The organism is Actinoplanes sp. NPDC051537 (genome assembly GCF_055586105.1).
Genome location: NZ_JBVJIU010000014.1, coordinates 262,040 through 287,419 on the forward strand (window position 1 = coordinate 262,040; position 25,380 = coordinate 287,419).

Annotated in this window: 25 protein-coding genes; 14 read left to right on the plus strand and 11 right to left on the minus strand. The window is 72.6% G+C overall.

Annotated features, from left to right (window positions below; genetic code table 11):
* Positions 1–50 precede the first annotated feature (50 nt).
* Positions 51–1,877 (plus strand): LamG-like jellyroll fold domain-containing protein, encoded by a 1,827-nt coding sequence (locus tag ACZ6TB_RS32325; RefSeq protein ID WP_465560799.1) that lies wholly within the window; start codon positions 51–53, stop codon positions 1,875–1,877.
* An 11-nt stretch (positions 1,878–1,888) separates the two neighbouring features.
* On the opposite strand, the gene ACZ6TB_RS32330 is transcribed toward ACZ6TB_RS32325, so the two are convergent.
* From ACZ6TB_RS32330 to ACZ6TB_RS32345, 4 genes are read right to left on the minus strand one after another with little or no spacing between them, the layout of a single operon-like run.
* Positions 1,889–3,580 carry a serine/threonine-protein kinase gene (locus ACZ6TB_RS32330; protein ID WP_465560694.1) on the minus strand — a complete coding sequence of 564 codons (1,692 nt, stop codon included), beginning with the start codon at positions 3,578–3,580 and terminating at the stop codon, positions 1,889–1,891.
* Between the two features lie 10 nt (positions 3,581–3,590).
* Entirely contained in the window at positions 3,591–5,678 is a 2,088-nt protein-coding gene (locus ACZ6TB_RS32335; RefSeq protein ID WP_465560697.1) for a bifunctional polysaccharide deacetylase/glycosyltransferase family 2 protein, read from the minus strand.
* Positions 5,675–5,998 (minus strand): hypothetical protein, encoded by a 324-nt coding sequence (locus ACZ6TB_RS32340; RefSeq protein WP_465560699.1) that lies wholly within the window; start codon positions 5,996–5,998, stop codon positions 5,675–5,677. The genes ACZ6TB_RS32335 and ACZ6TB_RS32340 overlap by 4 nt, the downstream gene beginning before the upstream one ends.
* Before the next feature lie 30 nt (positions 5,999–6,028).
* Positions 6,029–6,646, minus strand: a complete 618-nt coding sequence (locus ACZ6TB_RS32345; RefSeq protein WP_465560702.1) for a maleylpyruvate isomerase family mycothiol-dependent enzyme — start codon at positions 6,644–6,646, stop codon at positions 6,029–6,031.
* A gap of 142 nt (positions 6,647–6,788) precedes the next feature.
* Between ACZ6TB_RS32345 and ACZ6TB_RS32350 the strand changes: the two genes are divergently transcribed.
* Complete coding sequence (locus ACZ6TB_RS32350) at positions 6,789–7,694, plus strand: PrsW family intramembrane metalloprotease (RefSeq protein ID WP_465560705.1); 906 nt, start codon at positions 6,789–6,791, stop codon at positions 7,692–7,694.
* A 132-nt stretch (positions 7,695–7,826) separates the two neighbouring features.
* Positions 7,827–8,576 (plus strand): sulfite exporter TauE/SafE family protein, encoded by a 750-nt coding sequence (locus ACZ6TB_RS32355; protein WP_465560707.1) that lies wholly within the window; start codon positions 7,827–7,829, stop codon positions 8,574–8,576.
* A 1,174-nt stretch (positions 8,577–9,750) separates the two neighbouring features.
* Here the strand turns inward: ACZ6TB_RS32355 and ACZ6TB_RS32360 are convergent.
* On the minus strand, positions 9,751–11,163 hold the full coding sequence (locus tag ACZ6TB_RS32360) for a DHA2 family efflux MFS transporter permease subunit (protein ID WP_465560710.1): 1,413 nt from the start codon (positions 11,161–11,163) through the stop codon (positions 9,751–9,753).
* A gap of 67 nt (positions 11,164–11,230) precedes the next feature.
* On the opposite strand from ACZ6TB_RS32360, the gene ACZ6TB_RS32365 reads away from it, so the two are divergent.
* Positions 11,231–11,779: a TetR/AcrR family transcriptional regulator gene (locus ACZ6TB_RS32365; RefSeq protein ID WP_465560713.1), complete on the plus strand. Its 549-nt coding sequence runs from the start codon at positions 11,231–11,233 to the stop codon at positions 11,777–11,779.
* An 18-nt stretch (positions 11,780–11,797) separates the two neighbouring features.
* Positions 11,798–12,007 carry a hypothetical protein gene (locus ACZ6TB_RS32370; protein WP_465560716.1) on the plus strand — a complete coding sequence of 70 codons (210 nt, stop codon included), beginning with the start codon at positions 11,798–11,800 and terminating at the stop codon, positions 12,005–12,007.
* Here the strand turns inward: ACZ6TB_RS32370 and ACZ6TB_RS32375 are convergent.
* The 3 genes from ACZ6TB_RS32375 to folP all read right to left on the minus strand — a co-directional run bounded on the left by ACZ6TB_RS32375 (position 12,004) and on the right by folP (position 14,586).
* The gene (locus tag ACZ6TB_RS32375; RefSeq protein ID WP_465560719.1) at positions 12,004–13,215 is read right to left on the minus strand and encodes a WD40 repeat domain-containing protein; all 1,212 of its coding nucleotides are present in this window, start codon (positions 13,213–13,215) and stop codon (positions 12,004–12,006) included. The two genes, ACZ6TB_RS32370 and ACZ6TB_RS32375, sit on opposite strands and share 4 nt — an antisense overlap.
* Positions 13,212–13,727, minus strand: a complete 516-nt coding sequence (locus ACZ6TB_RS32380; RefSeq protein ID WP_465560722.1) for a SigE family RNA polymerase sigma factor — start codon at positions 13,725–13,727, stop codon at positions 13,212–13,214. Before ACZ6TB_RS32380 ends, ACZ6TB_RS32375 begins: the two co-directional genes overlap by 4 nt.
* A gap of 61 nt (positions 13,728–13,788) precedes the next feature.
* Complete coding sequence (gene folP, locus ACZ6TB_RS32385) at positions 13,789–14,586, minus strand: dihydropteroate synthase (protein ID WP_465560801.1); 798 nt, start codon at positions 14,584–14,586, stop codon at positions 13,789–13,791.
* A gap of 94 nt (positions 14,587–14,680) precedes the next feature.
* On the opposite strand from folP, the gene ACZ6TB_RS32390 reads away from it, so the two are divergent.
* Positions 14,681–15,619, plus strand: coding sequence for a TIGR03557 family F420-dependent LLM class oxidoreductase (locus ACZ6TB_RS32390; protein WP_465560725.1), 939 nt, complete (start codon positions 14,681–14,683; stop codon positions 15,617–15,619).
* Here the strand turns inward: ACZ6TB_RS32390 and ACZ6TB_RS32395 are convergent.
* On the minus strand, positions 15,612–16,076 hold the full coding sequence (locus ACZ6TB_RS32395) for a MarR family winged helix-turn-helix transcriptional regulator (protein ID WP_465560728.1): 465 nt from the start codon (positions 16,074–16,076) through the stop codon (positions 15,612–15,614). The genes ACZ6TB_RS32390 and ACZ6TB_RS32395 overlap by 8 nt on opposite strands.
* Positions 16,077–16,132: 56 nt before the next feature.
* On the opposite strand from ACZ6TB_RS32395, the gene ACZ6TB_RS32400 reads away from it, so the two are divergent.
* Positions 16,133–16,801: an NAD(P)-dependent oxidoreductase gene (locus ACZ6TB_RS32400; RefSeq protein WP_465560731.1), complete on the plus strand. Its 669-nt coding sequence runs from the start codon at positions 16,133–16,135 to the stop codon at positions 16,799–16,801.
* Here ACZ6TB_RS32400 and ACZ6TB_RS32405 read toward each other — a convergent pair.
* Positions 16,795–17,418 (minus strand): CG0192-related protein, encoded by a 624-nt coding sequence (locus tag ACZ6TB_RS32405; RefSeq protein ID WP_465560734.1) that lies wholly within the window; start codon positions 17,416–17,418, stop codon positions 16,795–16,797. The two genes, ACZ6TB_RS32400 and ACZ6TB_RS32405, sit on opposite strands and share 7 nt — an antisense overlap.
* 204 nt (positions 17,419–17,622) lie before the next feature.
* Between ACZ6TB_RS32405 and ACZ6TB_RS32410 the strand changes: the two genes are divergently transcribed.
* Positions 17,623–19,353 (plus strand): putative bifunctional diguanylate cyclase/phosphodiesterase, encoded by a 1,731-nt coding sequence (locus tag ACZ6TB_RS32410; protein ID WP_465560737.1) that lies wholly within the window; start codon positions 17,623–17,625, stop codon positions 19,351–19,353.
* 82 nt (positions 19,354–19,435) lie between these two features.
* Entirely contained in the window at positions 19,436–20,221 is a 786-nt protein-coding gene (gene surE / locus ACZ6TB_RS32415; protein ID WP_465560740.1) for a 5'/3'-nucleotidase SurE, read from the plus strand.
* On the opposite strand, the gene ACZ6TB_RS32420 is transcribed toward surE, so the two are convergent.
* Positions 20,190–20,915: a helix-turn-helix domain-containing protein gene (locus ACZ6TB_RS32420; RefSeq protein ID WP_465560743.1), complete on the minus strand. Its 726-nt coding sequence runs from the start codon at positions 20,913–20,915 to the stop codon at positions 20,190–20,192. The two genes, surE and ACZ6TB_RS32420, sit on opposite strands and share 32 nt — an antisense overlap.
* A gap of 86 nt (positions 20,916–21,001) precedes the next feature.
* Here ACZ6TB_RS32420 and ACZ6TB_RS32425 point away from each other — a divergent pair, with 86 nt between their 5' ends.
* The 5 genes from ACZ6TB_RS32425 to ACZ6TB_RS32445 all read left to right on the plus strand — a co-directional run bounded on the left by ACZ6TB_RS32425 (position 21,002) and on the right by ACZ6TB_RS32445 (position 25,367).
* Complete coding sequence (locus tag ACZ6TB_RS32425) at positions 21,002–22,186, plus strand: thiolase family protein (RefSeq protein ID WP_465560745.1); 1,185 nt, start codon at positions 21,002–21,004, stop codon at positions 22,184–22,186.
* 32 nt (positions 22,187–22,218) lie between these two features.
* A complete protein-coding gene (locus ACZ6TB_RS32430; protein WP_465560748.1) occupies positions 22,219–24,270 on the plus strand; it encodes a S9 family peptidase in 2,052 nt (683 codons plus the stop codon).
* A 22-nt stretch (positions 24,271–24,292) separates the two neighbouring features.
* Positions 24,293–24,415, plus strand: coding sequence for a hypothetical protein (locus ACZ6TB_RS32435; protein WP_465560751.1), 123 nt, complete (start codon positions 24,293–24,295; stop codon positions 24,413–24,415).
* A gap of 65 nt (positions 24,416–24,480) precedes the next feature.
* Positions 24,481–24,879 carry a hypothetical protein gene (locus tag ACZ6TB_RS32440; RefSeq protein ID WP_465560754.1) on the plus strand — a complete coding sequence of 133 codons (399 nt, stop codon included), beginning with the start codon at positions 24,481–24,483 and terminating at the stop codon, positions 24,877–24,879.
* The gene (locus ACZ6TB_RS32445) at positions 24,879–25,367 is read left to right on the plus strand and encodes a glycosyltransferase (RefSeq protein ID WP_465560757.1); all 489 of its coding nucleotides are present in this window, start codon (positions 24,879–24,881) and stop codon (positions 25,365–25,367) included. Before ACZ6TB_RS32440 ends, ACZ6TB_RS32445 begins: the two co-directional genes overlap by 1 nt.
* Positions 25,368–25,380: the final 13 nt, after the last annotated feature.

Here is a 25,380-nt window from a genome sequence, read left to right on the forward strand (position 1 = left end):
TTGCGTTCGGCGACGCAACTTCCGCGCGGAGACCGGCGTTGACCCGCAATGTGCTCAACTTGCGGAAAAGCGGTAAATCGGTCGCTCGCCGGACCTTGATCGTCGGCGTCGCGACGGTCGTGGTGGCGGCCGGCGGCGCCGCCCTCGCCGAGGTGGTCTCGCCCGACCCCGTGACGTCGCCGTCGTTCAACGGTCCCGTCTACGCGGTCGCCTATCGGGGCGGCACGGTCTACGTCGGCGGCAACTTCACCAGCGCCAACGCCGGCGGAAAGAACGTTTCCCGTACGCGGCTCGCGGCCTTCGACGCCAAGACCGGCGCGCTGCTGCCGTGGAACCCGAGCGCCGACGCCAACGTGCGCGCGCTCGCCGTGGACGGCGACGTGGTCTACGCGGCCGGCGACTTCGACACGATCAGCGGTGAGACCCGGGACGCGGTGGCCGGCATCGGCGCCACCAGCGGCCTGGTCACCTCGATGCGGCACACCGTGCTCGGGCAGCCGAACGCGCTCGCCGCCGGCAACGGCCGCCTCTACCTCGGCGGCCGGATCACCTCGATCGACGGCGTGCCCCGGTCCAACCTGGCCGCCTTCACGCTGGCCACCGGCGCGCTCGACGCGTGGGCGCCGACCGCCGACGACGTCGTCAACGCCGTCGCCCTGACCGGCGACCGCGTCTACCTGGGCGGGCGCTTCCACAAGACGAACGGGGTGAGCTCCACCCTGCGCCTCAGTGCGGTGGATCCGGCCACCGGCGTACTCGATCGCAGCTTCCTGCCCAAGCCGGTGTCGCAGGTCTTCGCGCTCACCGCCGATGACACCGGGGTCTACGCCGCCCTCGGCGGCCTCGGCGGCCGGGCCGTCGCCTACACCCGCCTCGGCGCCACCCGCTGGACCCGGGTGTTCGACGGCGACGCGCAGGCGATCGCCGAGCTGGGCGGCACCACCTACGTCGGCGGGCACTTCGACAAGGCCTGCACGACCTCGAACAACGGCATCAAGGGCGTGTGCACCGACGGCTCGGTGCCGCGCGGCAAGCTCGCCGCGATTGACGCCCAGGGCAACCTGCTCGACTGGTCACCACAGGCCAACGGCGTGGCCGGCACCCGCCAGCTGGCGGTCAGCGCGGCCCTCGGCGCGGTCAGCGCGGTCGGCGACTTCACCGTCGTGGGCGGCGCGGCCCGCAAGCGGTACGTGCAGTTCGACGGCGTCGCGCCGAGCGAGGAGCGGGCCACGGTCAACGCCGACTACGTGGCGTCGTACAACTTCGACACCACGATCGCGGACGGCACGTTCGACGACGGCTCCGGGCACGGTCACCTGCTGCGGGCCGTGACCCGCAACGACGGCAAGGTCACGCTGACCGCGCACGGCAGCGGGCAGGCGCTGACCTTCCCGCCCAAGTGCACCGGGACGACCTGCCCGCGACTGGTGCTGCAGGCCGCGGACACCCCCGACCTGAGCCCGGCCGCCAAGCCGATCCGGTACGGGGCGTCGGTGCTGCTCGCGGCGGCCGAGACCAGCAGCGGCGAGAACATCCTCCAGAAGGGCTACTCGACCGGCGGTGGCCAGTACAAGCTGCAGGTCGACGGCGTCTCGGGCAAGCCGAGCTGCGGGATGGGCGGCAACGACGAGACGGCCGTGCACCTGGCCCGCAGCCGCCAGTCGATCGCCGACGGGTCGTGGCACACGCTGGAGTGCCGGCGCACCGGGCCGACGCTCTCGATCGTGGTGGACGGTCAGGTGCAGGCGAGCGCGGCCGTGCCCGAGGCGCTGTCGGTGGTGTCGAGCATGCCGTTCAGCGTCGGCGGCAAGGGCGTCGGCGCCGACAACGACCAGTTCCACGGCTCGGTCGACGACATCTGGATCCACATCGGCTGAAATTTCGGGATTTAGGGGGTGGGGGCGGTGACCGCTACCTGCGCGTCCTCGCCGCTCCCGCTCCCGGTCCCGCCGCCGCTCCCGCTCCCGCCGCCGGTCCCGTCACCGCCGCCGGGGCCGCTGTTGTCCGCGGTGGTGGTGGTCGCCTCGGGCGCGGTGGTGGCCGCGGTGGTCTCCTCCGGCGCCGACGTCGTGGTCTGCGTGGTCGCCGCCCGGCTCGGCGTCGGCTTGGTGGTCGCCGCCGGGGCGCCGGGGTTCGTCGTCGCCGTCTGGTTGTTCGGCGCGGTGGTGCTGCCGCGCGTGCTCTGCTTGGTCTGCTTGGCCTTCTGGCTGCCACCCGGAGCGGCCGGAGCGCTGGCGCCGGGCGTGGTGGAGGTCGAGCCGCCCGGCGTGTCGTCGTGGCCGAGCAGCCCCGGATTGAAGATCGCCAGCACCGCCGCGGCCGTGGCCAGCAGGACCACCGCGGCGATCACCGGCAGGAGCCAGCGCCGGCCGCCGCCCCCCGGGGGAGCGGGAAGAACACCCGTGTCGTGCAGGGGAGAGCCCGGCGCCGCAAGAGGAACGGCCGACCGCGCCGCCGGCCCGGAGCCGGCCACGCCCGGAGCAAACCCACCCGCCGCACCCGCGCCGGCCGCACCCGGGGCAAACCGGCCGGTGCCCGCCGCACCCGCGCCCGCCGCACCCGCGCCCGCCGCACCCGCACCCGGGGCAAACCGGCCGGCAGCACCGGTCCCGCCCGCGCCGTTCGCACCCGCGCCGGCCGCGCCGGCGGCAAATCCGCCGGCCGCCAGCCCGCCCGCCGCCAGCCCACCGGCCGTGCCCGCGGCCGCCGCCTCCGGCCAGCCGCCGTCGATCGTCGTGGTCGCGGCCAGGATGGCGGTCGTGTCCGCGCCGGCCACGGCCAGCTCCGCCGCGTGCGCCATCGCCGCCGCCGACGTGAAGCGGGACTCCGGGTCCTTGGCCATCGCCGTCTCGACGACCGCTCGCACGGCCGGCGGAACGTCGCCCGGCAGCGGCGGCGGCTCGTCCCGCAGGTGCTGCATCGCCACGTGGATCGGGTTGTCGCCGAGGAACGGCGGGTGGCCGGCCAGGCAGTGGTAGGCGACGACGCCCAGCGCGTACACGTCCGCCTTGGGTCCGGTGATGTCCTTGGAGACCTGCTCGGGCGCGATGTAGAGCGCCGTCCCGACGACCTCCTTGGCCCCGGTCAGCGCCGCCGACTCGGCCGAGCGGGCCACGCCGAAGTCGACCAGCACCACGGTCCCGTCCGGCTCGATGATCAGGTTGCCGGGCTTCACGTCCCGGTGCACGATGCCGGCCTGGTGCGCGGCCTCCAGGGCCTTCCCGGCCTGCGTCACGATCGACATGGTCTCGGCGGCGGTGAGCCGGCCCCGGGTGGCGATCCGCTGGTTGAGCGCCTCGCCGTTGACCCGGGCCATCACGATGTACGCGTCGGGGCCGCTCTGGCCGTAGTCGTAGACGTCCGCCACCCCGGGGTGGTGCAGAACCGCCATGGCGCGCGCCTCGTGCCGGAACCGGGTCTGGAATCCCTCGTCACCGGCCCGTCCGGCGTGCAGGGTTTTGACCGCGACGTCGCGGCCGAGCACGGTGTCGGTGGCTTGCCAGACCTCGCCCATGCCGCCGGCCGCGATGCGGTCGTCCAGCCGGTACCGATCACCGAGTATTTCTCCGGGGTGGGGCATGGTGTCCCCTCTACCCACTTGGCGCGGCGCTGAAATCTCCCGTCCGCCGTATCTTCTGCCAGCCGAGCCGGCGCCCGGTGAGCGCCGCCAGCGCCGAGGACAGCAGCACCGCGTACATGACCTGGCGATAGACCACCTGCTGGAGCGGAAGAGTCCAGAGCGGGCGCAGGCTCTCGCGGTCCAGCCGGAACGCCATGACCGCGGTCAGCACCTGCACGACCAGCATCGCGAGCCAGCCCAGCAGCGCGATCCGGCGGTCGAGGAAGAACACGCCGTAGACGGCCATCAGGTCGATCAGGGGAGCGAGCAGGGGGAGGACCACGCTGAAAAGAGCGATGAACGGGATGCGCGTACGCCCGAAGTGGCCCCGCCGGTGCTTCCAGAGCGCCTGCATCGTGCCGTAGCTCCACCGGTAGCGCTGCCGCCACAGCTGGCGCGCGGTGGCGGGGGCCTCGGTGTAGGCGATGGCCGTCTCCTCGTACACGACCCGCCACCCGGCCTGCTGGATCGCGCAGGTCAGATCGGTGTCCTCGGCCAGGGTGTCGTTGCTCAGGCCGCCGACCTCGGTGAGCGCCGCGCGCCGGAACGCGCCGAGCGCGCCGGGGACGGTGGGGATGCAGCCGAACGTGTCGTAGAGCCGGCGGTCGAGGTTGAAGCCGATCACGTACTCGATGTGCTGCCATTTGCCGAGCAGGCCGCGGCGGTTGCCGACCTTGACGTTGCCGGCGACCGCGCCCACCCGCGGGTCGGCGAACGGCTGGACCAGTCGCTCGACCGCGTCCGGGGTGAGCACGGTGTCGGCGTCCACCATCACGATCAGCTCGTCGCTGCTGAAGGCGATCCCGGTGTTGAGCGCCGTGGCTTTGCCGCCGTTCGGGACGCGTACCACCCGCACCTTGTCCTGATTTTTCAGGACTTCTCCGGTGCCGTCGGTGGACTCGTCATCGATGACCAGAATCGACACCCCCGGATGCGTGGACCGGGCCATGGACGCGACCGCGGGCCCGATCGTCGAGGCCTCGTTGTAGGCGGGCACCAGGATGGTGACGGGATCTCGCACCGGGGGACCCCACGACCAGGTGGGCGCGCGGCGGCTCCGGGCGTGCTTGCGGGCGAAAACGAACAGGATCAGCGTGCGTACGACGATGAGCCCGCCGGCCACGATCAGCAGGAGCCACAGCAGGCGCAGGATGGCGTCGGCGCCGCGGACCGACCACACCAGCGCGCCGCCGCGCCACATCTCGGCGGTCCCGGCCCGCGGGTTGGCGGTGCCGGTGACCGTACGGAATGTGTAGCCGTTCTCCTGGAGCCGCGGGATGAGCCGGTCGAGGGCCGCCACGGTCTGCCCGCGATCGCCGCCGGCATCGTGGAAGAGCACGATCGCGCCCTCGTCGCCGGGCGGGGTGGCGTTCTGCACGATCTTGTCGACGCCGGGACGCCGCCAGTCCTCGCTGTCGACGTCGTCGAGCACCGTCAGGTAGCCCTGGGCGCCCATCGCCCGTACGGCCGCATAGTCCTTGTCGGTGAGCGCATCGGCCACCGAGGAGTAAGGCGGCCGGATCAGCGCGGTCTCCCGGCCGGTCGCGTACGCGATCGCCAGCTGGGCCTGCGAGTTCTCCAGGTCCCGCCGCCAGCCCGGCAGCGACGCCAGGTCGGGATGGGTGAAGGTGTGCGCGCCGATCTCGTGCCCCTCGGCCGTGATCCGGCGCGCGAGCTCGGGGTGCCGGGCGACCTGCGAGCCGATCACGAAGAACGTCGCCGGCACGTGGTGGCGGGCCAGCACGTCGAGGATGCGCGGCGTCCAGGTCGGGTCCGGGCCGTCGTCGAAGGTCAGCGCCACGGTCCGGGCCGGCAGCCGGGTCGAGCTCGGCGCGTCGCCGGTCATGTCGATCACCGGGCCGCCGTCCCGGACCTTCGCCGGCACGTCGCTGTCCTTCGACGAGCGCGGATTGGTGCCGTCCGGGCTGAACCCGGCGTCGGTGTAGAACTCGACCAGCACCACGGTGGCGATCAGCAGCAGCGCGGCGAGGGCGAAGATGGCCCGCAGCGGCCCGCCGCGCTTGCTCGCCGGCGGTGGGGGAGCGCCGTAGACGGTCACCGCGCGCAGGCCGACGGGCAGGGGGCGTGAGCCGGCGGCGGCGTGGCCGGGCCGGTGAACTGGGTGATCCAGACGGTCAGGACCAACAAGATCAAGAGCACACCGATGACGTACGCGATCCAGCGCACCCGGCGCCGACGGGACCCGCTCGGATCCACAAAGATCGGCGACGGCGGGGTGTCGTCCCTGATCACGTCCGTGAGAGCTCGTTCCGGCGTCGGGGCCTTCCCGACCGCCCGGCTCACGCTGGCCCGGCCTTTCGACGGCTTGCGCACGGTGGCGCGTCCGATGGGCTTCTCCGCTGGCTCGTCATCGACCACGCCATCGACGCTAAGAGATGGTCGTCAAGATCACCCGGTGAAGCGGAACGCCGGCGTACCTCTCAGGAGCCCGTCCGGCAGCCGGCGACCGCACACGACCAGCAACAGTTCGCTCGCCTCCCCGCTCAGCGGTTCACCCTCGCCCATCTGCCAATCGAGGTCGGTCGCCTCGAGCCGCACACCGCTCAGATCCGTACCGAAGAATCGCACGTTCTTGTCGCGCATCGAATCGAGAATGAGCCGCACCCGGTCCGCCGGCGGACGCCGTTCCAGCCCGAGCGCCACCGCGATGTCGAGCCCGTGAATGACGTCGTGGGAAAGCGCGCCGGCCTCACCCCCGCCGGGCGGACTCCACCGGTGCTCGACGTTGTCCCGCAGCGAGGCCAGCAGGTCGGCGTCGCTCAGCCGCGCGGTGTCCCGGCGCGCCATCCGGTCGGCCATCAGGTTGAAGTTGCCTTTCGCCTTGGCCATCTCGAGCGCGAACTTGGGCGCCGACATCCGGAACGGCATCGTCATGTGCGCGACCACCTCCCGCACCCGCCACCCCTCGCACAAGCTCGGCGCCGCCCACTGCTCCGGCGTAAGCCCGCCGAGCATCGCGGCCAGCTCCCGCCGCTCGGCGATGATGTTCGCTCGCACCGTTTCCACCGGTTCCCTCTTTCCCGCGCGCCCGTTGCACGCACAGAGGGGATACGACGCGGGTCGCCGAAACTAATCGCTCGTCCCCTACCGCGTTCGCTCATCCCTTCCGGGGGAGGTCAACCGGCGCCGGGACCGCGAGGCTGCGGTGATGGCGTACTACCCACCCGCGGTGACCGACGTCCGGGGCGTCGCGCGTCGCCGACCCCCGTGGCTGACCATCCTGCTCACCGGGCTGGTGCTGTGGCTGCTCACGGTGGCGATCACCTTCATCACCGGGAACGCCAACCTCGTACCCACGCTGATCCTGCTCGGCAGTTTTCTCGTTCCGGTCACCTTCGTGGCGTGGGCCTACGAGCACCGCGACCAGGCCACCATGCCGGTCGAGCTGCTGTTCAAGTGCTTCATCGTCGGCGGCATCCTGGGCGTCCTCGGCGCCTCGATCCTCGAGTCCTACCTGGTGCACCCGTCGGCGTGGATGTTCACGGGCGTGGGCCTGATCGAGGAGGGCGTCAAGCTCGGCGCCCTGTGGTTCCTGACCCGGCACGTCACCGCCCGCTCGGTCCGCAGCGGCGTCATCCTCGGCGCCACCGTCGGCTTCGGCTTCGCGGCCTTCGAGTCGGCCGGCTACGCGCTGAACGCCATGATCACCGTCCAGGGCCTGTCGCTGCGCGCGCTGGTCGAGACCGAGATCCTGCGCGGCCTGCTCGCCCCCTTCGGCCACGGCCTGTGGACGGCCATCCTCGGCGGGCTGCTGTTCGCGACCGCCCGCTCCACCGGTCAGCCGCGGATGACCGGCAGGCTGGTCCTGGGCTACCTGGGCGTCGCCCTGCTGCACGCGCTCTGGGACTCCATGCACGGCATCGCGATCATTCTGACGTACGCGCTGACCAGCTCGGCCGCCCAGCAGCGGCTCTTCGCGCAGGGCTGGATCCCCCGCCCGACCGGCGCACAGGTCCACCTGTTCACGATCTTCTCGATCGGCGGCATCGTCGTCATCACCCTGGTCGCCCTCCTGTGGCTGCGCGCCGTCTGGCGATCTTCCCCGGACCGGTAGCTTTGCGACGCGTTCCTGCTTCTGCCGCGTTCCTGCTTCCGCCGCCCGGTAGCTTTGCGGCGCGTTCCTGCTTCTGCCGCCTGGGTAGCTTGGGGGCGCGTTCCTGCTTCCGCCGCCCGGTAGCTTTGCGGCGTGCATCCGGGCGACGCGATCCTGCTGGTGCTCGGCGGGGTCGGCGCCGGCCTGACCGGCTCGATGGCCGGCCTGGCGTCCCTGGCCAGCTACCCCGCCCTGCTGGCCATCGGCATCCCCCCGATCGCCGCCAACGTCACCAACACCGTCGCCCTGCTCTCCAACACGGTGGGCACCGCCGCCGGCGCCCGCCCCGAACTACGCGGCCACCGCGACCGCCTGATCCGCCTGTGCGCGATAGCCGCGGTCGGCGGCCTGGCCGGCGCCGTCCTCTTGCTGGCCACCCCATCCTCGGCCTTCGAGCGCATAGTCCCGCTGCTGATCGCCCTGGGCGCCGCCCTGCTCCTGCTGCGCGACCCGCTGCGCCGCTGGGCCGGCCACCGCACGATGTCCCCGCCCCTGCTGGCCACGGCGGTCTTCCTGATCGGCATTTACGGCGGCTACTTCGGCGCGGCCGCCGGCGTCCTGATGCTCGCGGTCCTCTCCGTGGCCGCCACCGAGCCGCTGCCGGTGACCAACGCTGTGAAGTCGATCGCCCTCGGAGCCGCCAATCTGGCCGCCGCCGTCATCTATGCCGTGATCGCTCCCGTGGACTGGCCGGCGGCCGCCGTGCTCGCCACCGGGTGTTTGGTGGGTAGCTGGATCGGGCCTGGCTTGGTCCGCCGCACGCCGGAGAGGCCGCTACGCTTCGCGATCGCTGTCGCTGCGCTGGGGTTGGCCGGTTATCTGTGGTGGCGGGCGGTTTCCTGATTTCTCGCCGCGCCCGCCCCGTCGCCGGCCGGGCCAATGTCGCGGAGGAACCCGACTGTTCGACGCCACTGTTTCGCTGTGCGGGCTCGGTGCTTCGCCGGCCGCCGGCCGCCGCTCTGTCCGCTGTGGCCGCTGTGGCGCGTTCGTGGGGTGCGGTGCTCATTGGGTGCGGTGTTCATCGGGTGCGGTGCTCTTGGGCGCCGTGCTCATTGGGTGCCGTGCTCATTGGGTGCCGTGCTCATTGGGTGCCGTGCTCATTGGGTGCCGTGCTCATCGGCTGCGGTGCTCATTGGGTGCGGTGCTCATCGGGTGCGGTGCTCGTGGGCGCGGCGCTCGCGGTCCGCGGGTGGCATGGCCGGACCGCCATGGCACGGCGGTGGTGGGTTGCGCTCGGCGTGGCTCGTTGCGGCGGGGTGATTTGAGTCCGCTTGCCCGTTTGGACCGCCCTCCCGCAGTAAGCGCTGAAGAGTTTGTGCGTCCCACGAGCAGAAACTCTTCAGCGCTTACTGCGGGAGCCCCACGCCGGGCAGAGCACGTTTTCCCGATCACTGCACGCTTTCCACATTGGCGGGTCGTCCACAGGCGAGGCCGGCTCATCCGCTTGATCTCCGCGTTTTCCGCCACAATGACCAGCGGGGGCACCCCCTGAGGAGGGCGGGCTGGCCGTTGGGGCGGGTTGAGCGACAAAGCCCAGCGGGCGGTGCGGCGGTTCGGGTGGCGAAGGTGGCTCTGGTAGCGAGGCGGCGGTTCGGGTAGGCGCGTGGTGGCGGCTCGAGCGGCATTCGGAGTTAGCGGGGCTCGGGCGGCAAAGCGGCTCGGGCGATGCCGCGACCCAGCGGCTCGGGGCGATGCGGCGGTCCGGCGGCTCGGGCGATGCGGCGGTCCGGCGGCTCGGGCGATGCGGCGGTCCGGCGGCTCGGGCGATGCGGCGGCCCGGCGGCTCGGGCGATGCGGCGGCCCGGCGGCTCGGGCGATGCCGCGACCCGGTGATCCGGTGATCCGGCGGCCCGGCCGCTCGGGCGACACGGCGGCTGGGGGTGCGATGACGCGGCGGCGAAGCGGCTCAGCCAGTGCGATGACGCGGCCCGCGGCCTAACGCGGCAAAAAGCGACCCCCGAGCCAATGAAAAGGCCCGCCCAGGACATCCCCCAGGCGGGCCTATCCCCAAAATCAATCACTCACCCAGCGCAACCTTCTCCCGCCGGGGAAGCCACAACGCCACCACCGCCCCAGCCGCCACGATCGCGGCCCCCACCAGCACCGCCGGCCGCAAACCGTCCACGAACGAATCATGCGACACATAACTGCCGTACGAGCTGAAGATCGACGCCAGGGCGGCCACCCCCACCGCCACCCCCAGCTCGCGGATCGTGTTGTTCGCCCCCGACGCCACGCCCCTCTGCTCGGCGGAGACGCTGGCCAGCGCCATCGTGCTGATCGGGGCGAAGGTCAAGCCCATGCCCACGCCGGCCATCAGGAAGGCGATCACCAAGTCCGAGTAACTGACCGTAGCGGTCGTAGCCAGGCCCATCCACAGGATCGCGCCGGCCAGGAGGACCTGGCCCGTGAAGATGAGGTTTCGCTGGCCGATGCGGTCGCCGAAGATGCCGGCCAGCGGGGCCACCACCATCGGGGCCATCGTCCACGGCAGGGTGCGCAAGCCCGAGCCGAGCGGGCTCAGGCCCTGGACCACCTGGAAGAACTGGGCCAGCAGGAAGACGGCGCCGAACGTGCCGGCCGAGAAGGTCAGCGTCACGATGTTGACCAGGCTGAAGCCGCGCGAGCGGAACAGCGACAGCGGCAGCATCGGGTTCTTGTTACGGGCCTGCCAGGCGATGAACGCGGCGATCAGCACGCCGCCGCCGATCAGCATGGTCAGCACCCGGGTCGAGGACCAGCCGTGGTCGGGGCCGTCGACGACGCCCCAGATCAGCAGCAGCATGCCGGCGGCGGAGAGCACCAGGCCGAGCGGGTCGAGCTTGCGGGCGCCGCCGCGGGACTCGTCGAGCACGGTGGCGGCCAGGACCACGGCCACGACGCCGACGGGGACGTTCAGCCAGAAGATCCAGTGCCAGTCGAGGCCGGAGACGACCGCGCCGCCGACGACCGGGCCGACGGCCACGCCCAGGCCGCTGATGCCGCCCCAGATGCCGACTGCCGCCGTGCGCATGCGATCGGGCACGGCCTGGGCGAGCAGGGTCAGCGCGAGGGGTGCGACGGCGGCGCCGCCCAGGCCCTGGATCGCGCGGGCCGCGGTGAGCTGCCAGGACTCGGTGGCCAGGCCGGCCGCGAGCGAGGCGAGCGTGAAGACCGTGATGCCGGCCAGGAACATCCGGCGGCGGCCGATCCGGTCGCCGAGCGCGGCCGCGGTCAGCAGGAACGCGGCGAACGGCAGGGTGTACGCGTTGACGAACCACTGCAGGTCGGCCAGCGACGCATTGAGGTCGGTGCGGATCACCGGCAGCGCGGTGCTCACGACCAGGTTGTCCAGCGTGACCATGAAGGTCGGGATGCCGACCGCGGCGAGCACCGCGGCCAACGGGCGGGAGGAACGCTGAACGGAAGGGCGGACAGCGGTGGCGGTCATGGAAACCCCCGTAGTTGTTATCGACTGATAACTAGGACAGTAGTTATTCACTGATAACCTGTCAAGCATGACCCAGCGCACACGTCTCACGGCGGAGGAACGGCACGAGCAACTCGTCGCCGCCGCCGTCACCGCGTTCAGCCGCGGCGGCTATGCCGGCACGACCACCGATCAGGTCGCCCGCCTGGCCGGCGTCTCCCAGCCGTACGTGATCCGCATCTTCGGCACCAAGCAGGAGCTCTTCATCGCGGCCGTCAACCACTCCGGCGACCGCATCGAGGCGAAGTTCCGCGAGGCGGCCGGGCGGGAGGCGACGCTGGCGAGCCTGGGTCACGCCTACGACGACCTGCTGGCCGAGCGCGAGGTCATCACGCTGCTGCTGCACGGCTTCACCGCCAGCGCCGACCCGGCCATCGGCGAGCCGGTGCGGGCCTGCTTCGGGCGGCTCTACGACCTGGTCAAACAGCTGACCGGGGCGAGCTCGGAGGAGGCCCGCGACTTCTTCGCCATCGGCATGCTGCTGACCTGCCTGGGCGCGATGGGCGTGGTCGGCCCGCAGCCGGTGCCGCAGAAGCCGTGGATGGACGATCTGCTCAGCACGTTCACCGACCACTGACGCGGGTAACCACGAGCCATGACCAGCAACGAGCAGACGGTTCCGGGTGCGAGCACCGACCAGCACATCACCGGCCAGGACGAGGAGGGCACGTTCCTCACCGACCGGCCGCCGACCTCGAGCACCCCGTCGAACGGCAGCAGCAACAAGGGCATCAACAAGCTGCACGCCAACCGGCCGGACGTCGAGGAGGAGCTGGGCCGCAGGATCGACGAGAGCAGCAGCTAGATCAGCGGGCCGTGCGCGGTCTCCCATGGGATGGCGGCGACCCGGCGGTACCGGCGCGTCCGCCGGTTCCACAGGACCACCACCACGATCAACGCGAGCACGGCGGCGATCCACAGCCAGGCGCGGGGTCCCAGCGCGTACGGCGGGGAGCCGTGCCGGATGCTGCCCGATGCGATGGCGTCGGTCGCCAGGTCGATCCACAGCAGGTCGCCGGGCACGGCGATCGCCGTGACCGGCGCGGCCGCGCCCGGCGTCAGCCGCAGCACCCGCGACGGGTTGTTGACGAAGGCCAGCGCGTCCCCGCTCGCGGTCCAGCCGAGCAGGCTGCCGGTCGTCGCGCCGGCCACCGACGGCAGCGCCGGCCCGTCGGCCGCCTCGCCGGTCGCGGCGTCGACCCAGTGCGGCGCCCAGATGAGGTCGGTGGTCAGCGCCAGGGCCCGGCCGTCCGGCGTCCAGGCGCCCTTGCCGGCCAGCCGCGAGCCCGCGGGCGGCACGAACGACGAGAGGGTGCGCCCGGTCCTGTCGGCCACCACGATGCGGTGGTCGCTCTCGTACGCCAGCCGGCTCCCGTCCGGCGACCAGGCCGCGGACGACCACTCGTCGGCCGGCCCGAGGTCGGCGCCGGAGTCGGCCGCGACGTCGAGCAGCGTGAGCCGGGCGCCGCCGGTCACCAGCTTGCGGCCGTCCGGCGACCACGCGAACGGCACGCCCCAGCCGTCGAGCCTTATCCCGGTGCGGCCGGTCGCCAGGTCGACGATGCGGTCGGGAGTGGCGATCCGCCGGCCGTCGGGGGAGAGCAGCACCGCGTCGTCGACCGGGCCGACCTCGAGCGTCCGGTAGGTCTCGGTGGTGGCGCCGACCACGCCGGCCAGGGTCGGGTCGTCGGTGAGGCCGCCGAAGCGCCAGCCGTAGCCCATGAACACGGCCGACGCGGCGCCGAGGTGCGGGCTGCCGGTGGCCGGGATCGAGCCGAGGGCGGGCGAGCCGATCCGGTCCGGCAGCGAGGGGCCGGGCGCGTCGGCGGGCTGGACCGGGGCCGGCCGGGGCGCGAACGGGATCACCAGCGCCAGGCCGGCGAGCACCAGAGCCCAGGCGACCGCCGTCCGCCGCCTGGTCCGCCGGGCCGTCGACAGGCTCCGGGCGTACACGTCGTAGGTCTTGGCCTTGGCGCCCTCGCGCCGCAGCTCCTCGCGCAAGCCGATGGTCATAGCTTCCCCTCCGAAAGAGGTGAATCCTCCGAAAGCACGTCCGCGAGCAGGCCGGGCGCCATCTCGCGCAACCGGCGCAGGGCGTCGTGGGCGTGCCGCTTCACCGTGCCCACCCGGCAGCCGAGCACGTCCGCCGCCTGGGCCTCGGTCAGGTCGTCGTAGAAGCGCAGCAGGATGACCGCGCGCTGCTTCGGGCTCAGCCGGGCCAGCGCCTGCGCCATCGTCAGCCGCAGCGCGGTCGCGTCGGCCGGGTCGGCGTGCGCGGCGCCCCGCGGCTCGGCGGCCAGGTGCTCGGGCACGCGCCGGCGCCGCCACCAGCTGATGTGCTGGTGGTACATGGCCTGGCGCACGTAGCCGTCCGGGTTGTTGTCGCGCACCCGGCGCCAATGCCGGTACGTCGCGGCCAGCGCGCTCTGCAGCAGGTCCTCGGCCAGCTGGTGGTCGCCGGTCAGCAGATACGCGTGGCGCGACAACGCCGGTGAGCGTTCCCGGACGAACTCCCGGAACTCCATTCGCCACCCCCTCGCCGAACAGGACGCCTCCGGGGCGCCGAATGGTTGGGGGCGGCCGCGGTCAGATGTTGTGGCGGGTGTACGCGGGCGCCCGCCAGCCCAGCATCGCCTCGGTCATCCGCACCGCGTCGACGGTCGCGGCCACGTCGTGCACGCGCACGATCCGGGCGCCGTGCACGATGCAGAAGACCACCGCGGCCAGCGTGCCGGAGAGCCGCTGCTGCTGGGGCGCGTCCAGCGTCTCGCCGATGAAGTCCTTGTTGCTGACCGCGGCCAGCATCGGGTAGCCGACGGCGGCGATCTCGTCGAGCCGGCGGGTCAGCTCCAGCGAGTGCCGGGTGTTCTTGTTCAGGTCGTGGCCGGGATCGATGATGATCTGGTCCGGCCGGACGCCCCGCTCCAGCGCGAGCGCCACCCGCTCGCGCAGGAAGGCGGCGACCTCGGCGGTGACGTCGTCGTACTGCGGCGACGGCCAGAGGGTGCGCGGCGGCGCGAGGCTGTGCGCGATCACCAGCTGGGCATCGGTGCCGGCCACGGCGTCGGCCATCGCCGGGTCGCGCAGGCCGGAGGTGTCGTTGATGACGCCGGCGCCCGCCTTGATCACCTCGCGGGCGACCTCGGGCCGGAACGTGTCGACCGAGACGACGGCCCGGTCGCGGGCCTTGATCACGACCGGCAGCACCCGGTCGATCTCCTCGGCCGCGCTGACCTCGGGGCCGGGGGCGAACGGGACGCCGCCGACGTCGATCCAGTCGGCGCCGGCCGCGGCCGCCCGGTCGACTGCCTCCAGCGCGCGGTCGAGGGCGAACGTGCTGCCCTTGTCGTGGAACGAGTCGGGGGTCCGGTTGACGATCGCCATGACCGCGACCTGCCGCGCGAAATCGAAGGCGCGGCCGCCGATCAACCGCTTGCTGTGCTGTTCACCCACGGTTCGCGAGGGTAACAGCGACGGTATGAGACTCGGATACAAGTTGGCGGCGGAGGCGTTCGGGCCCAAGGAGCTCGTCCGCCAGGGTGTGCTGGCCGAGAAGGCCGGCTTCGACTTCGCGGAGATCAGCGACCACTACCACCCGTGGCTGGACGTGCAGGGGCACTCGCCCTTCGCCTGGTCGGTGCTGGCGACGCTGGCCGCCAAGACCTCCACGCTCGGGCTGGCGACGGGGGTGACCTGCCCGACCGTGCGGTACCACCCGGCGATCATCGCGCAGGCGGCGGCGACGCTGGCGATCCTGTCGGACGACCGGTTCACGCTCGGCATCGGCTCGGGGGAGCGGCTCAACGAGCACGTGGTCGGGCGGGGCTTCCCGGCCGTGCGGGAGCGGCAGGAGCGGCTGGCCGAGGCGCTGGACATCATCAACTTGCTCTGGGAAGGCGGCTATCAGTCCTACGACGGGCGCCATCTCCGCCTGGAGGATGCCCGGGTCTTCGACCTTCCGGACAAGCTGCCGGCCATCGCGGTGGCGGCCGGCGGCAAGCAGGCGGCCGAGCTGGCCGCGACGCACGGTTCGGGTCTGTTCGCCACCGAGCCGCGGGCGGATCTGGTGGAGACTTTCGCCGGCGCGGGCGGAAAGGGCCCGAAATATGTGGAGATAGCGGTGGCGTGGGCGCCGTCGAAGGAAGCGGCGGTCAAGGCCGCGCACGACACTACGAGGTGGGCGCTGCTCGGCTGGAAGGTGATGTCCGAGCTGCCCAACCCGGCCAACTTCGAGGCGGCGTCGGCGCTGATCCGGCCCGAGGACGTCGCCGGGAAGATGGTGGTCGGGCCCGACCCCGAGCCCTATCGGGCGGCCATCCAGGAGCACGAGAAGGCCGGCTACGACCACATCGTGCTGATGAACGTCGGCCCCGACCCGGACGGCTTCCTCGACTTCTGCGCCAAGGAGCTCAGATGAGCTCGCCCGTGGCGCCGCGGCCGGCGTCCGCGGCGCGCCGCAGGAAGTCCGTGATCACTTCGAGCTGCTCGGCCGAGTAGGCGGCGCAGACCTCGTCCATCGCGTCGTTCATCCCGCGAAAGAGATCGAGCACCTCGCGGCCGCGCTCGGGCGCCGACCGGAGCACCACCGCGCGCCGGTCGTCCGGGTCGCGGTCGCGGGTCACCCAGCCCGCCTTCTCCAGCCGATCGACGACCCCGGTCATGGTCGCGGGATGGAGCCCGGCCAGCTTCGCGAGCGCCCCCGGCCCGAGCGGACCGTGCTGGTTGATCAGGTTGAGGCAGTCGAAATCGACGTCGCGCAGCTTCAGCCGGGCGCCGACCTGGTGGTTGAGCAGGGCGAGTTGGAGTGAGGTCTCGCGCAGGGCCTGCTTCACGCCGTTGGCGAGCCGTCGCGGGGTAGGTGATACGGAACTCATATCGTACGAGCCTCAAATTAGATGGTATGGTTTTCATATTATCTGAGGGAGGGGCCATGCGGCTCACCATTGTCGCCGCCACCGGCGGAATCGGACGTCAACTGCTGCGCCAGGCGCTGGACGCCGGCCACGAGGTCACCGCGATCGCGCGCAGCCCCGAGAAGATCAAGGACGAGGTGCGGACCGTGTACGCCGACCTGGCGCACCCGGCCATCGACGGCACGCTCGCCGACGCCGTCCGGGACTCGGACGCGATCCTGTCCGGGCTCGGCGCGCGCACCAAGGCCGAGGCGGGCGTCGCCTGGCGCGGCACACAGTCCCTGGTCGAGGCCGCGAAGGAGGCCGGCGTGCGGCGGCTCGTCGTGGTCAGCGCCGCCCCGATCGCCACGGTCGCGTCACCCGACCGCCCCCACCCGCCGCGGCACGACCCCGGCGAGGGCTTCTTCATGCGCAACCTCGGCACCCCGTTCGCCAAGGCCATGTTCCGCACCCACTACGAGGACCTCGCCCGGATGGAGGACGTGGTGCGCGCCAGCGGGCTCGACTGGACGGTCAGCCGGCCGCCCAAGCTCACCGACAAGCCACTGACCGGCCGATACCGTACGGCCCTCGACCGCAACGTGCGCGGCGGCTTCTCGATCTCCCGGGCCGACGTCGCCCACCATATGCTCGCCTGCGTCCTGCTGCCGGACACGATCGGGCACACGGTCGGGGTGGCTCAGTAGAGAACGGCCAGCACCACCGGGTGGTCGTTCGCGGGCCACCGGCCCTCGAGATGAAGGTCGCCCTCCGCGCGGGCGGGGGAGAGGACGCGGCGCACGTCGAGGCGGGCGGCCTCGGCCACGACCACGGCCGGGTCGCCGTCCTCGACGCGGACCAGGCGGCCCACCGGGTCGGAGGCGCGCGCCATGCCCGAGCCGCGCACGGTCATCAGCGGGTCGCGCCGCTGCGGGCCGTCGTCGGTCTCGATCATCTCGTCGGCCTCGTGGCCACCGGTCCGGATCGCCGTGGCCAGCGCCTCCACGTACACCGGATCGCCGACCGCGTCGTACACCCACCGGGTGCCCAGCACCGAGTGCTCGGTGGTGCCGATGAGGAAGAAGTCGCCCTCCTCGAGGGGCTCGGCGCGGTACGTCATCGGCACGTGCACCAGCGGCCCGTCACCGGAGCGCACCACGAAGGTCTCGACACCCACCTCGCCGCCCGGGTCGTCGAAGCGGAACGCGGCGACCCGCTCCAGTCCGCCGGCCTTGTCGTCGGGATACCAGTGGCGGCCGGGGAGCCAGGCCTCCAGCAGTTCGAGCTTCGTCGGTTCAAGGGTGGCCCGGTGGATGGTAGCCATGGGCGAACCCTAAGCGATCGCAAACGATCTTTCCTGTCCACCCCGACCGTGTTCCGTCGCACATCGCCTGGTAGTCGCCCGCGCCCCGGCCGTCGGCAATGGACCGGCGGCGGTCGCGTCTTCGTGAATTCTTGGATCATGGGTCGAACTCGTTCCGGAACCTGACGTAGTCTTTGGGACCGCCGGACGGGGGAGGTGGTGCCCATGCCGGACTCGCCCGTGCTCGGCGACCTCGCGACCCCCGTGCGGGTCATCGACGCCGACACCGGCGTCGGTGAGATCGAGGCGATGATCCGCACCGACCCCGAGCTGCTCGGCCTGGTCGCGGCCGCCGGCGGCACCATGTACGTGCTCGACCGGCCCTACCTCGAATCGGTTCTCGCCGGACGCCTCGGCTACGGCCGCGCGCTGCTGTTCCGCCGCCCCGCCCACGCCATCCTGCGGGCGCCCGCGCTCGTGCTGCCGGCCGAGACCGCCTGGGACGACGCGGCCCGGGCCCTGCTCGCCCGCCCCAACGCGGCCAAGGCCATCCCGGTGGTGGTCCGCTTCGACGACGGCCGGCTCGGCATCGCGCCGGTCGGCCCGCTCGTCGAGCACCTGAGCCGCCGCTACGAGACCCTCGCCCAGCAGGACATCCTCACCGGGCTCGGCAACCGGCGGCGGCTGGCCGAGGTCGCCGACGACCTGCTGGCCGGCGACGACCGTACGGTCGCGCTGATGTTGCTCGATCTCGACCGGTTCAAGGAGATCAACGACGAGCTCGGCCACTCCCGCGGTGACGATCTGCTGCGGCAGGTGGCGTCCGCCTTGGTGTCGTTGCTGCCCGCGGGCCTCTCCGGGCCGGGCGTCTCCGGGCCGGGCGTCTCCGGGCCCGGCGTCTCCGGGCCGGGCGTGTTCCGCCTGGGCGGGGACGAGTTCGTGCTGCTTCTCGACGATCCGCCGGATGACCTCGAGGGGTTCGCCCGCCGCGTGCTGCACGGCATCCAGGGCCCGTACACGGTGGCCGGGGTGCCGATCACCGTCGAGGCGTCGGCCGGCATCGCCCGCACCGCCCCCGGCCGCCGCGACCTGGGCGGCCTGCTCGCCGCCGCGGACACGGCCATGTACGCGGCCAAGCGGCACCGCACCGCGGTCGAGCTGTGGCGCCCCGAGCTGGCCGCCGAGTCCGCCACCGACCTGCGCCTGCAGGCCGAGCTGCGCGCCGCCATCGACCAGGGCCAGCTGGTGCTCCACTACCAGCCGCTGGTCGACGCCCGCACCGGCGAGACCGCCTCGCTCGAGGCGCTGGTCCGCTGGGACCACCCGCGCCACGGCCTGCTCGCCCCCGCCGCGTTCGTGCCCGGCGCCGAACGCTCCGATGTGATCACCGCGCTCACCGACCGGGTCTTCGCCGACGCCGTGCGCCAGGCCGCCCGCTGGCGCCGCGCCGGCTGGCGGGTGCCGGTCGCCGTCAACCTGCCCGCCCCGGTCCTCGCCCAGGACCGCATCGTCGGCGTCGTCGCCGGCCTGCTCGCCGAGCACCGCCTGCCACCCGAGGCCCTGAAGGTCGAGATCACCGAGAGCGCCGTGATGACCCGCCCCGAGCGCAGCGCCGACCGCCTGCGGGCCCTGCGCGACCTGGGCGTGCGCATCGCGATGGACGACTTCGGCACCGGCTACACGTCGCTGGCGCTGCTCACCCAGCTGCCGCTGGACGAGCTCAAGCTGGACCGCGCCTTCGTCCACCGCATCCACCACGCCCAGGACCGGGCGATCGTCGAGGCGGTCGCCGCGATGGCCAAGGGCCTGGGCCTGACCCTGGTCGCCGAGGGCGTCGAGGACCAACAGACCGCCGACATCCTCACCGCGGCCGGTTTCGACATCCTCCAGGGCTACCATTTCGGCCGCCCGGTGCCGCCGGCGTTGCTCGGCGCCCCTCACACGGCGGTGGCGTGATGCGCGCTCCTGCGCGGCGCCCGTCCCACGGCGGTGGCGTGATGCGCGCCCTGCTCAGCGTTCTCCGGGCGGCGGTGGCCTGATGCGTGTCTTGATCACCAACGACGACGGCGTGGACGCGCCCGGCATCGCGGCCCTGGCCGCCGCGACGACGGCGGCCGGCCACGAGGTGATCGTCGCCGCGCCCGCCGAGGAGGCCAGCGGCATGAGCGCCGCCCTGACCGCGGTGACCGAGGAGGGCCGCATCCTGATGGGACGGCATCCGCTCGGTTACGCCGTGGCGGCGTCCCCCGCGTACATCGTGATGCTCGCGTTCTTGGAAGTTTTCGGCGACCCTCCCGAGGTCGTGCTGTCCGGCATCAACCGCGGCGCGAACGCCGGAAACGCGGTGTTGCACTCGGGCACGGTAGGCGCCGCCCTGACCGCCGCCGCCCACGGCGCCCGAGCGATGGCCGTCTCCCTGGACGTGATCGACTGGTCCCCCGACCCTTCCCGGGGCGGCGCCGCGATCACCGTCGCCGACGACGCCGCCCTGCACTGGACCGCCGCCGCCACCCTCGCCGCGACCCTTCTCGACGACCTGGCCGCCCTGCCCACCGGCACGGTCCTCAACCTGAACGTGCCCGACCGCCCCGAGATCCCCGAGCTGCGCCGGGCCACGCTGGCGTCGTTCGGCCAGGCCCAGATGACGATCGCCGAGGCGGGCGAGGACTTCGTCCGCATGACCGTCCGCCAGACGAGCCGGGTGCCCGAGCCCGGCACCGATTTGGCAGTCTTGGCCGAGGGTTATGCGACAGTGACCGCGTTGACGCCACCGGCCGAGGCCCCCGGCGTGGTCATCCCTCGCCAGCGCACCGGTCGCTCGTGACCAGCTCGCGGGCCCACTCGACGGCGACGCCCGGAGATCCGCCGGTGTTGGCGTAGAGCGCGTCGATCAGCAGCCAGATCCGGTCCGCGGTCACCGTCGGCGCGCCCAGCTCGGCCACCAGGTCGTCGACCTGCTTGCGGGTGTCGCGCAGATAGGCCCGCGCCACCTCGGCCGGCTCGTCCTCGCCCGCCGGGAACTCGGTCAGATAGTTCCGGAACGCGCACCCCCGATAATCCTGGCGCTGCACCCAGGCCGCCACCTCGGCGACGAGCGCGACCAACTGCTCCGCCGCGCCGCCCTCCCTGCCGAGCGCGCCGCCCTCCCTGCCGAGCGCGCCGCCCTCCCTGCCGAGCGCGCCGCCCTCCCTGCCGAGCGCGCCGCCCTCCCTGCCGAGCGCCCCGCCCTCCCCGCCGAGCGCACCACCCTCGGCCGCCTGATCTCGGTCGGCTCCTCCCGCGCCCACCGCCGCGACCGCCCCGGCCGCCGATCGGTCGCGCTCCGCCCGCACCAGCGTCAAATACGCCGCCACCAGCGCCGCCTTGCCGGGAAAATACCGATAAAGCATGTTCTTCCCGCACCCGGCCGCGGCGATCACCTCGGCCATCCCCACCGCGCGCACGCCCCGGACGTAGAAGAGCGCCGCCGCCGCCGACAGGATGCGCTCGCGCCCGGACGGGTCTGCTGCTCGTGCCATGAGTGACAAGTCTAACGGACCGATCGGTCCGTCAAGCGCTTAGTATCGGACCGATCGGTCCGGCACATCCGAGCAGGGAGGCACCCATGCGGGACGCCGTCATCGTCGACGCGGTTCGTACCCCGATCGCCAAGGGCAAGCCGAACGGCGCCTATCACGACATCCACCCCGTCGATCTGCACGCACACGTCCTCAAGGCCCTCATCGAACGCAACGAAGGCGTGGACGAGGACGAGGTCGACGACATCATCGGCGGCACGGTCGCGCAGGTCGGCGAGCAAAGCCTGAACGCCACCCGGCTCGCCGCGCTGGCCGCCGGCTTTCCCGAGTCGGTGCCGGGCGTCACGATCGACCGGCAGTGCGGCAGCAGCCAGCAGGCGCTCAGCTTCGCCGCCCAGGGTGTCGTCTCCGGCGCGTACGACCTGGTCATCGCCTCCGGTGTGGAATCGATGTCGCGCGTTCCGATCGGCTCCTCGGCCTACGTCGGCGGCGCCCGCGCCGACGTCGGCGGTCCCGCCCTCGCCCGCCGCTACCCGGGCGGCCTGATCCCGCAGGGGATCAGCGCCGAGCTGATCGCCCGCAAATGGGCCCTCTCCCGCACCGAGCTCGACGAGTTCTCGGCCCTCAGCCACCACCGCGCCGCCGAGGCCTGGCGGCACGGCCACTTCGACGGGCAGATCACCAGCATGAACAATCTCAAGATCGACGAGACCGTACGCCCGGGCACGACCGCCGAGACGCTGGCCGGCCTGCGCACCGCGTTCGAGCACCCGTCCTGGGAGGAGCGCTTCGGCCCGATCGACTGGAAGGTCACGGCCGGCAATTCCAGCCCGGTCAACGACGGCGCGGCCGCCCTGCTCGTCACCACCAGTGACAACGCCCGCAAGCACGGATGGCGACCCCGCGCCCGCATCCACACCGCGACCGTGACCGGCGACGACCCGATCCTCATGCTCACCGGCATCATCCCGGCCACCGCCAAGGTCCTCGACCGGGCCGGCCTGACCGTGGCCGACATCGACGCGTTCGAGGTCAACGAGGCCTTCGCGTCGGTGGTGCTGGCCTGGCGGGCGGAGACCGGCGCCGACCTCGCCAAGGTCAACGTGGACGGCGGCGCGATCGCGCTCGGGCACCCGCTCGGCGCGAGCGGAGCGCGACTGGCCACCACCTTGCTCGGCGTGCTCGAGCGCACCGGCGGCCGTTACGGACTGCAAACCATGTGCGAGGCCGGCGGCACCGCGAACGCCACGATCGTGGAGCGGCTGGACTGAAACGGCGGGGCGGATCGTGAAGACTGGCGGGCATGCCTGCCTCGTATCCCAGCCTGCTCAGCCGCACCCAGCGCTTCCGTCTCGGCCGGCCGACGCGCCTGACCCTCACCCCGGACGGGCGGCGCGTGCTCTTCCTGCGCTCGCGCGGCGGCGAGGACCCGGTGCGCTGCCTCTGGCAACTCGACATCGAGACCGGGGCGGAGCGCCTGCTGGCCGATCCGCTCACGCTGGGCGCGGGGCAGGACGCGCCCTCGGCGCAGGAGCGGATCCGGCGGGAGCGGGCGCGCGACCAGGGTTCCGGCATCGTGGCCTACAGCTTCGATTCGGCCGTACGGGTCATAGCGTGCACGTTGTCGGAGAGCTTGCACGTGGTCGGGCCGCGCACCGGCACGGTCACCGAGCTGCCGGCGATGACGCCGCTCACCGATGCGACGGTCGGCCCGGACGGCGACCTCGTCGCGTACGTGCACGACGGTGAGCTCCGGCTGATCGGGACGGACGGCTCGGGTGATCGCGCGCTCGCCTCGCCGGATGGCCCCGAGGTCACGTACGGGCTGGCCGAGCACGTCGCGGCCGAGTCGATGGAGCGGAACCGGGGCTACTGGTGGTCGCCCGACGGCAGGCGGCTGGCGGTGGCGCGGGTCGACAACGCGCCGGTCGAGGTCTGGTGGCTGAGCGACCCCGGCAACCCGGCCGCTCCGGCGACGGCCCAGCGATACCCGGCCGCCGGCACCGCCAACGCGGTGGTGTCGCTGTGGATCTACACGACCGAGGGCGAGCGGGTCGAGGTCAACTTCGGCTGGGACGAGTACGAATATCTGGTCGACGTCGTCTGGGACGGCCACGGCCTGCTCGCCGTCCTGCAGAACCGCCCCCAGTCGGTGCTGCGGATCGTCGCCGTCGACCCCGGCACCGGCAGCGCGTCGGTGGTCGCCGAGAGCCGGGACGAGGCCTGGACCCAGATCGTCCCCGGCGTCCCGGTCCGCACCGCCTCGGGCGCCCTGGTCTGGACCGCCGACGTGGACGACACCCGGCACCTGACCGTGGACGGGAAACCGGTCACCCCGGCCGGTCTCCAGGTGTCCGAGGTGCACGGCGCCGACGGGGAGGCCGTGCTGTTCTCGGCCCAGGAGGAGCCGACCGAGCGGCACCTGTGGAGCTGGTCGCCGGCCGACGGCGCGACCCGGCTCACCACCGATCCCGGGTGGCACTCCGGGATCCGCACGGCCGGGACCACGGTGGTCAACAGCGCGACACTGGTCGGCCGGGCGATCACGGCCTCCGGGCGTACGGTCAAGGATCTCTCGATGCGCTCCCCGCTCGTACCCTCGGTGAAATTGATCCGGTCCGGCGAGCGCGAGTTGCGTACGGCCATCGTGTTGCCGTCGGCCTGGGAGGGTGAGCGCCTCCCCGTGCTGATGGATCCCTACGGTGGCGCGGCCATGCAGAAGGCGATCGCCGACCGCGACTACTACTACGCGTCGCAGTGGTTCGCCGACCAGGGCTTCTGCGTGATCGTCGCGGACGGGCGCGGCACACCCGGGCGCGGGCCGCGGTGGGAGCGCACGATCTACGGCGACCGGTCGACCCTGCTGATCGAGGACCAGATCGAGGCCCTGCACACGGTCGCCGACCAGTACCCGCTCGACCTCACCAAGGTCGGCATCCGCGGCTGGTCGGCCGGCGGCTACCTGGCGGCGCTCGCCGTGCTGCGCCGGCCCGACGTCTTCCACGCGGCGGTCGCGGGGGCGCCGGTCACCGACTTCATGCTGTACGACACGCACTGGCAGGAGCGCTTCTTCGGCGACCCGCGGATCGACCCCGGGCCGTACCGCCGCGGCTCGCTGATCGACGACGCGGCCGGCCTTTCCCGCCCGCTGATGCTGATCCACGGCCTGCGCGACGACAACGTCTACCCGGTCCACACGATGCGCCTCTCCGCGGCGCTGCTGGCCGCCGCCCGCCCGCACACCGTGCTGCCCCTGCCCGGCGCCAGCCACATGCCGCCCGGCACCGATCTGCTCACGCCCGAACTGCTTTTCCTGCGGGAGGCGTTGAACATCCCTTCCGCAGCCCGGAGTTGACCATCCCTTCCACAGCCCGGAGTTGACCATCGCCTTCCACAGCCCGGAGTTCACCATCGCCTTCCTCGGCCCGGAGTTCACCATCGCCTTCCACAGCCCGGAGTTGACCATCCCCTTCCTCGGCCCGGAGTTGAACATCGCCTGAACGTCGGAGATCATGCGCTCCACAGTGGATTTTGGGACCGCTCCCGCCGGTCTAGCTTTCCTGCCATGCGCGTGCTCATCGTCGCGGACAGCGGCGGGGTCCTGCTCGACATGCTCGCGCTGCGCCCGTGGTGGTCCCGGCACGAGACGTCCTGGGTCGCCCCGCCGGCCGCCGACACGCTGGTCGCGCTCGACGGCCTCGACGTGTGCTGGCGCCCCGGGTGGCTCGCGGCGTGGCGTCGGCTGCGCCGGGTGCGACCCGACGTCGTGATCTCGGCCGGCCACCGGATCGCCGTGCCCTACTTCGTCGCGGCCCGCCTGTGCCGCGTGCCGTCGCTGTGGGTGGAGACGTTCACCCAGGTCGGCCCGCCGGTCGGCAGCGCGCGACTGTGCTCGTGGCTCGCCGGCGCGGTGCTGACCCAGCGCCCGTCCCGTCCCGGCGTCCATCTCGGCGAGCTGCTCTGATGGCCCGGCTGCTGGTGACCGTCGGGATGGGTTCATGGCCGTTCGACCGCCTGGTCACCGCCGTGGCGCCGCTCTGCGCGTACCACGACGTCTTCGTCCAGACCGGCGCCTCGTCCGTGACGCCGCCCTGCCCGCACGACCGCTACGTCCCCTTCGACGAGATGCAGCGCCGCCTCGCCGACGCCGACATCGTCATCACGCATGCCGGAAGCACCGTCCGGCTCGTGCAGCGCCTGGGCCGCGTGCCGATCGTCGTAGCCCGCCGCCGGCGCCTGGGCGAGACCGGAAGCGACCGCCAGGAGCGCTTCCTTCGCTTCGAGGAGGCCGCCGGCCGCGTCACCGCCGTCTGGGACGTGGTCGAGCTGCCGGCCGCCGTGGCCGAGTCCGCGTCGGTGCCGGCCCCGTCCCCGGTGGCGCTCCCGCCCGCGGTGGAGCCGGAGTCGCTGATCGCCACCCTGGACGCCGTGGTCTCCCGCCTGCGCCGCTGATTGCCCCGCCCTC

Excerpts from the sequence above, each read along its gene's own strand:
- ACZ6TB_RS32425 (WP_465560745.1), top strand. The coding sequence starts at position 21,002 with ATGCGGGACGCCGTCATCGTCGACGCGGTTCGTACCCCGATCGCCAAG.
- folP (WP_465560801.1), bottom strand. The coding sequence starts at position 14,586 with ATGGCGATCGTCAACCGGACCCCCGACTCGTTCCACGACAAGGGCAGC.
- ACZ6TB_RS32430 (WP_465560748.1), top strand. The coding sequence starts at position 22,219 with ATGCCTGCCTCGTATCCCAGCCTGCTCAGCCGCACCCAGCGCTTCCGT.
- surE (WP_465560740.1), top strand. The coding sequence starts at position 19,436 with ATGCGTGTCTTGATCACCAACGACGACGGCGTGGACGCGCCCGGCATC.
- ACZ6TB_RS32380 (WP_465560722.1), bottom strand. The coding sequence starts at position 13,727 with ATGGAGTTCCGGGAGTTCGTCCGGGAACGCTCACCGGCGTTGTCGCGC.
- ACZ6TB_RS32370 (WP_465560716.1), top strand. The coding sequence starts at position 11,798 with ATGACCAGCAACGAGCAGACGGTTCCGGGTGCGAGCACCGACCAGCAC.
- ACZ6TB_RS32330 (WP_465560694.1), bottom strand. The coding sequence starts at position 3,580 with ATGCCCCACCCCGGAGAAATACTCGGTGATCGGTACCGGCTGGACGAC.
- ACZ6TB_RS32395 (WP_465560728.1), bottom strand. The coding sequence starts at position 16,076 with ATGAGTTCCGTATCACCTACCCCGCGACGGCTCGCCAACGGCGTGAAG.
- ACZ6TB_RS32405 (WP_465560734.1), bottom strand. The coding sequence starts at position 17,418 with ATGGCTACCATCCACCGGGCCACCCTTGAACCGACGAAGCTCGAACTG.
- ACZ6TB_RS32375 (WP_465560719.1), bottom strand. The coding sequence starts at position 13,215 with ATGACCATCGGCTTGCGCGAGGAGCTGCGGCGCGAGGGCGCCAAGGCC.
- ACZ6TB_RS32360 (WP_465560710.1), bottom strand. The coding sequence starts at position 11,163 with ATGACCGCCACCGCTGTCCGCCCTTCCGTTCAGCGTTCCTCCCGCCCG.
- ACZ6TB_RS32445 (WP_465560757.1), top strand. The coding sequence starts at position 24,879 with ATGGCCCGGCTGCTGGTGACCGTCGGGATGGGTTCATGGCCGTTCGAC.
- ACZ6TB_RS32390 (WP_465560725.1), top strand. The coding sequence starts at position 14,681 with ATGAGACTCGGATACAAGTTGGCGGCGGAGGCGTTCGGGCCCAAGGAG.
- ACZ6TB_RS32350 (WP_465560705.1), top strand. The coding sequence starts at position 6,789 with ATGGCGTACTACCCACCCGCGGTGACCGACGTCCGGGGCGTCGCGCGT.
- ACZ6TB_RS32420 (WP_465560743.1), bottom strand. The coding sequence starts at position 20,915 with ATGGCACGAGCAGCAGACCCGTCCGGGCGCGAGCGCATCCTGTCGGCG.
- ACZ6TB_RS32365 (WP_465560713.1), top strand. The coding sequence starts at position 11,231 with ATGACCCAGCGCACACGTCTCACGGCGGAGGAACGGCACGAGCAACTC.
- ACZ6TB_RS32440 (WP_465560754.1), top strand. The coding sequence starts at position 24,481 with ATGCGCGTGCTCATCGTCGCGGACAGCGGCGGGGTCCTGCTCGACATG.
- ACZ6TB_RS32400 (WP_465560731.1), top strand. The coding sequence starts at position 16,133 with ATGCGGCTCACCATTGTCGCCGCCACCGGCGGAATCGGACGTCAACTG.
- ACZ6TB_RS32410 (WP_465560737.1), top strand. The coding sequence starts at position 17,623 with ATGCCGGACTCGCCCGTGCTCGGCGACCTCGCGACCCCCGTGCGGGTC.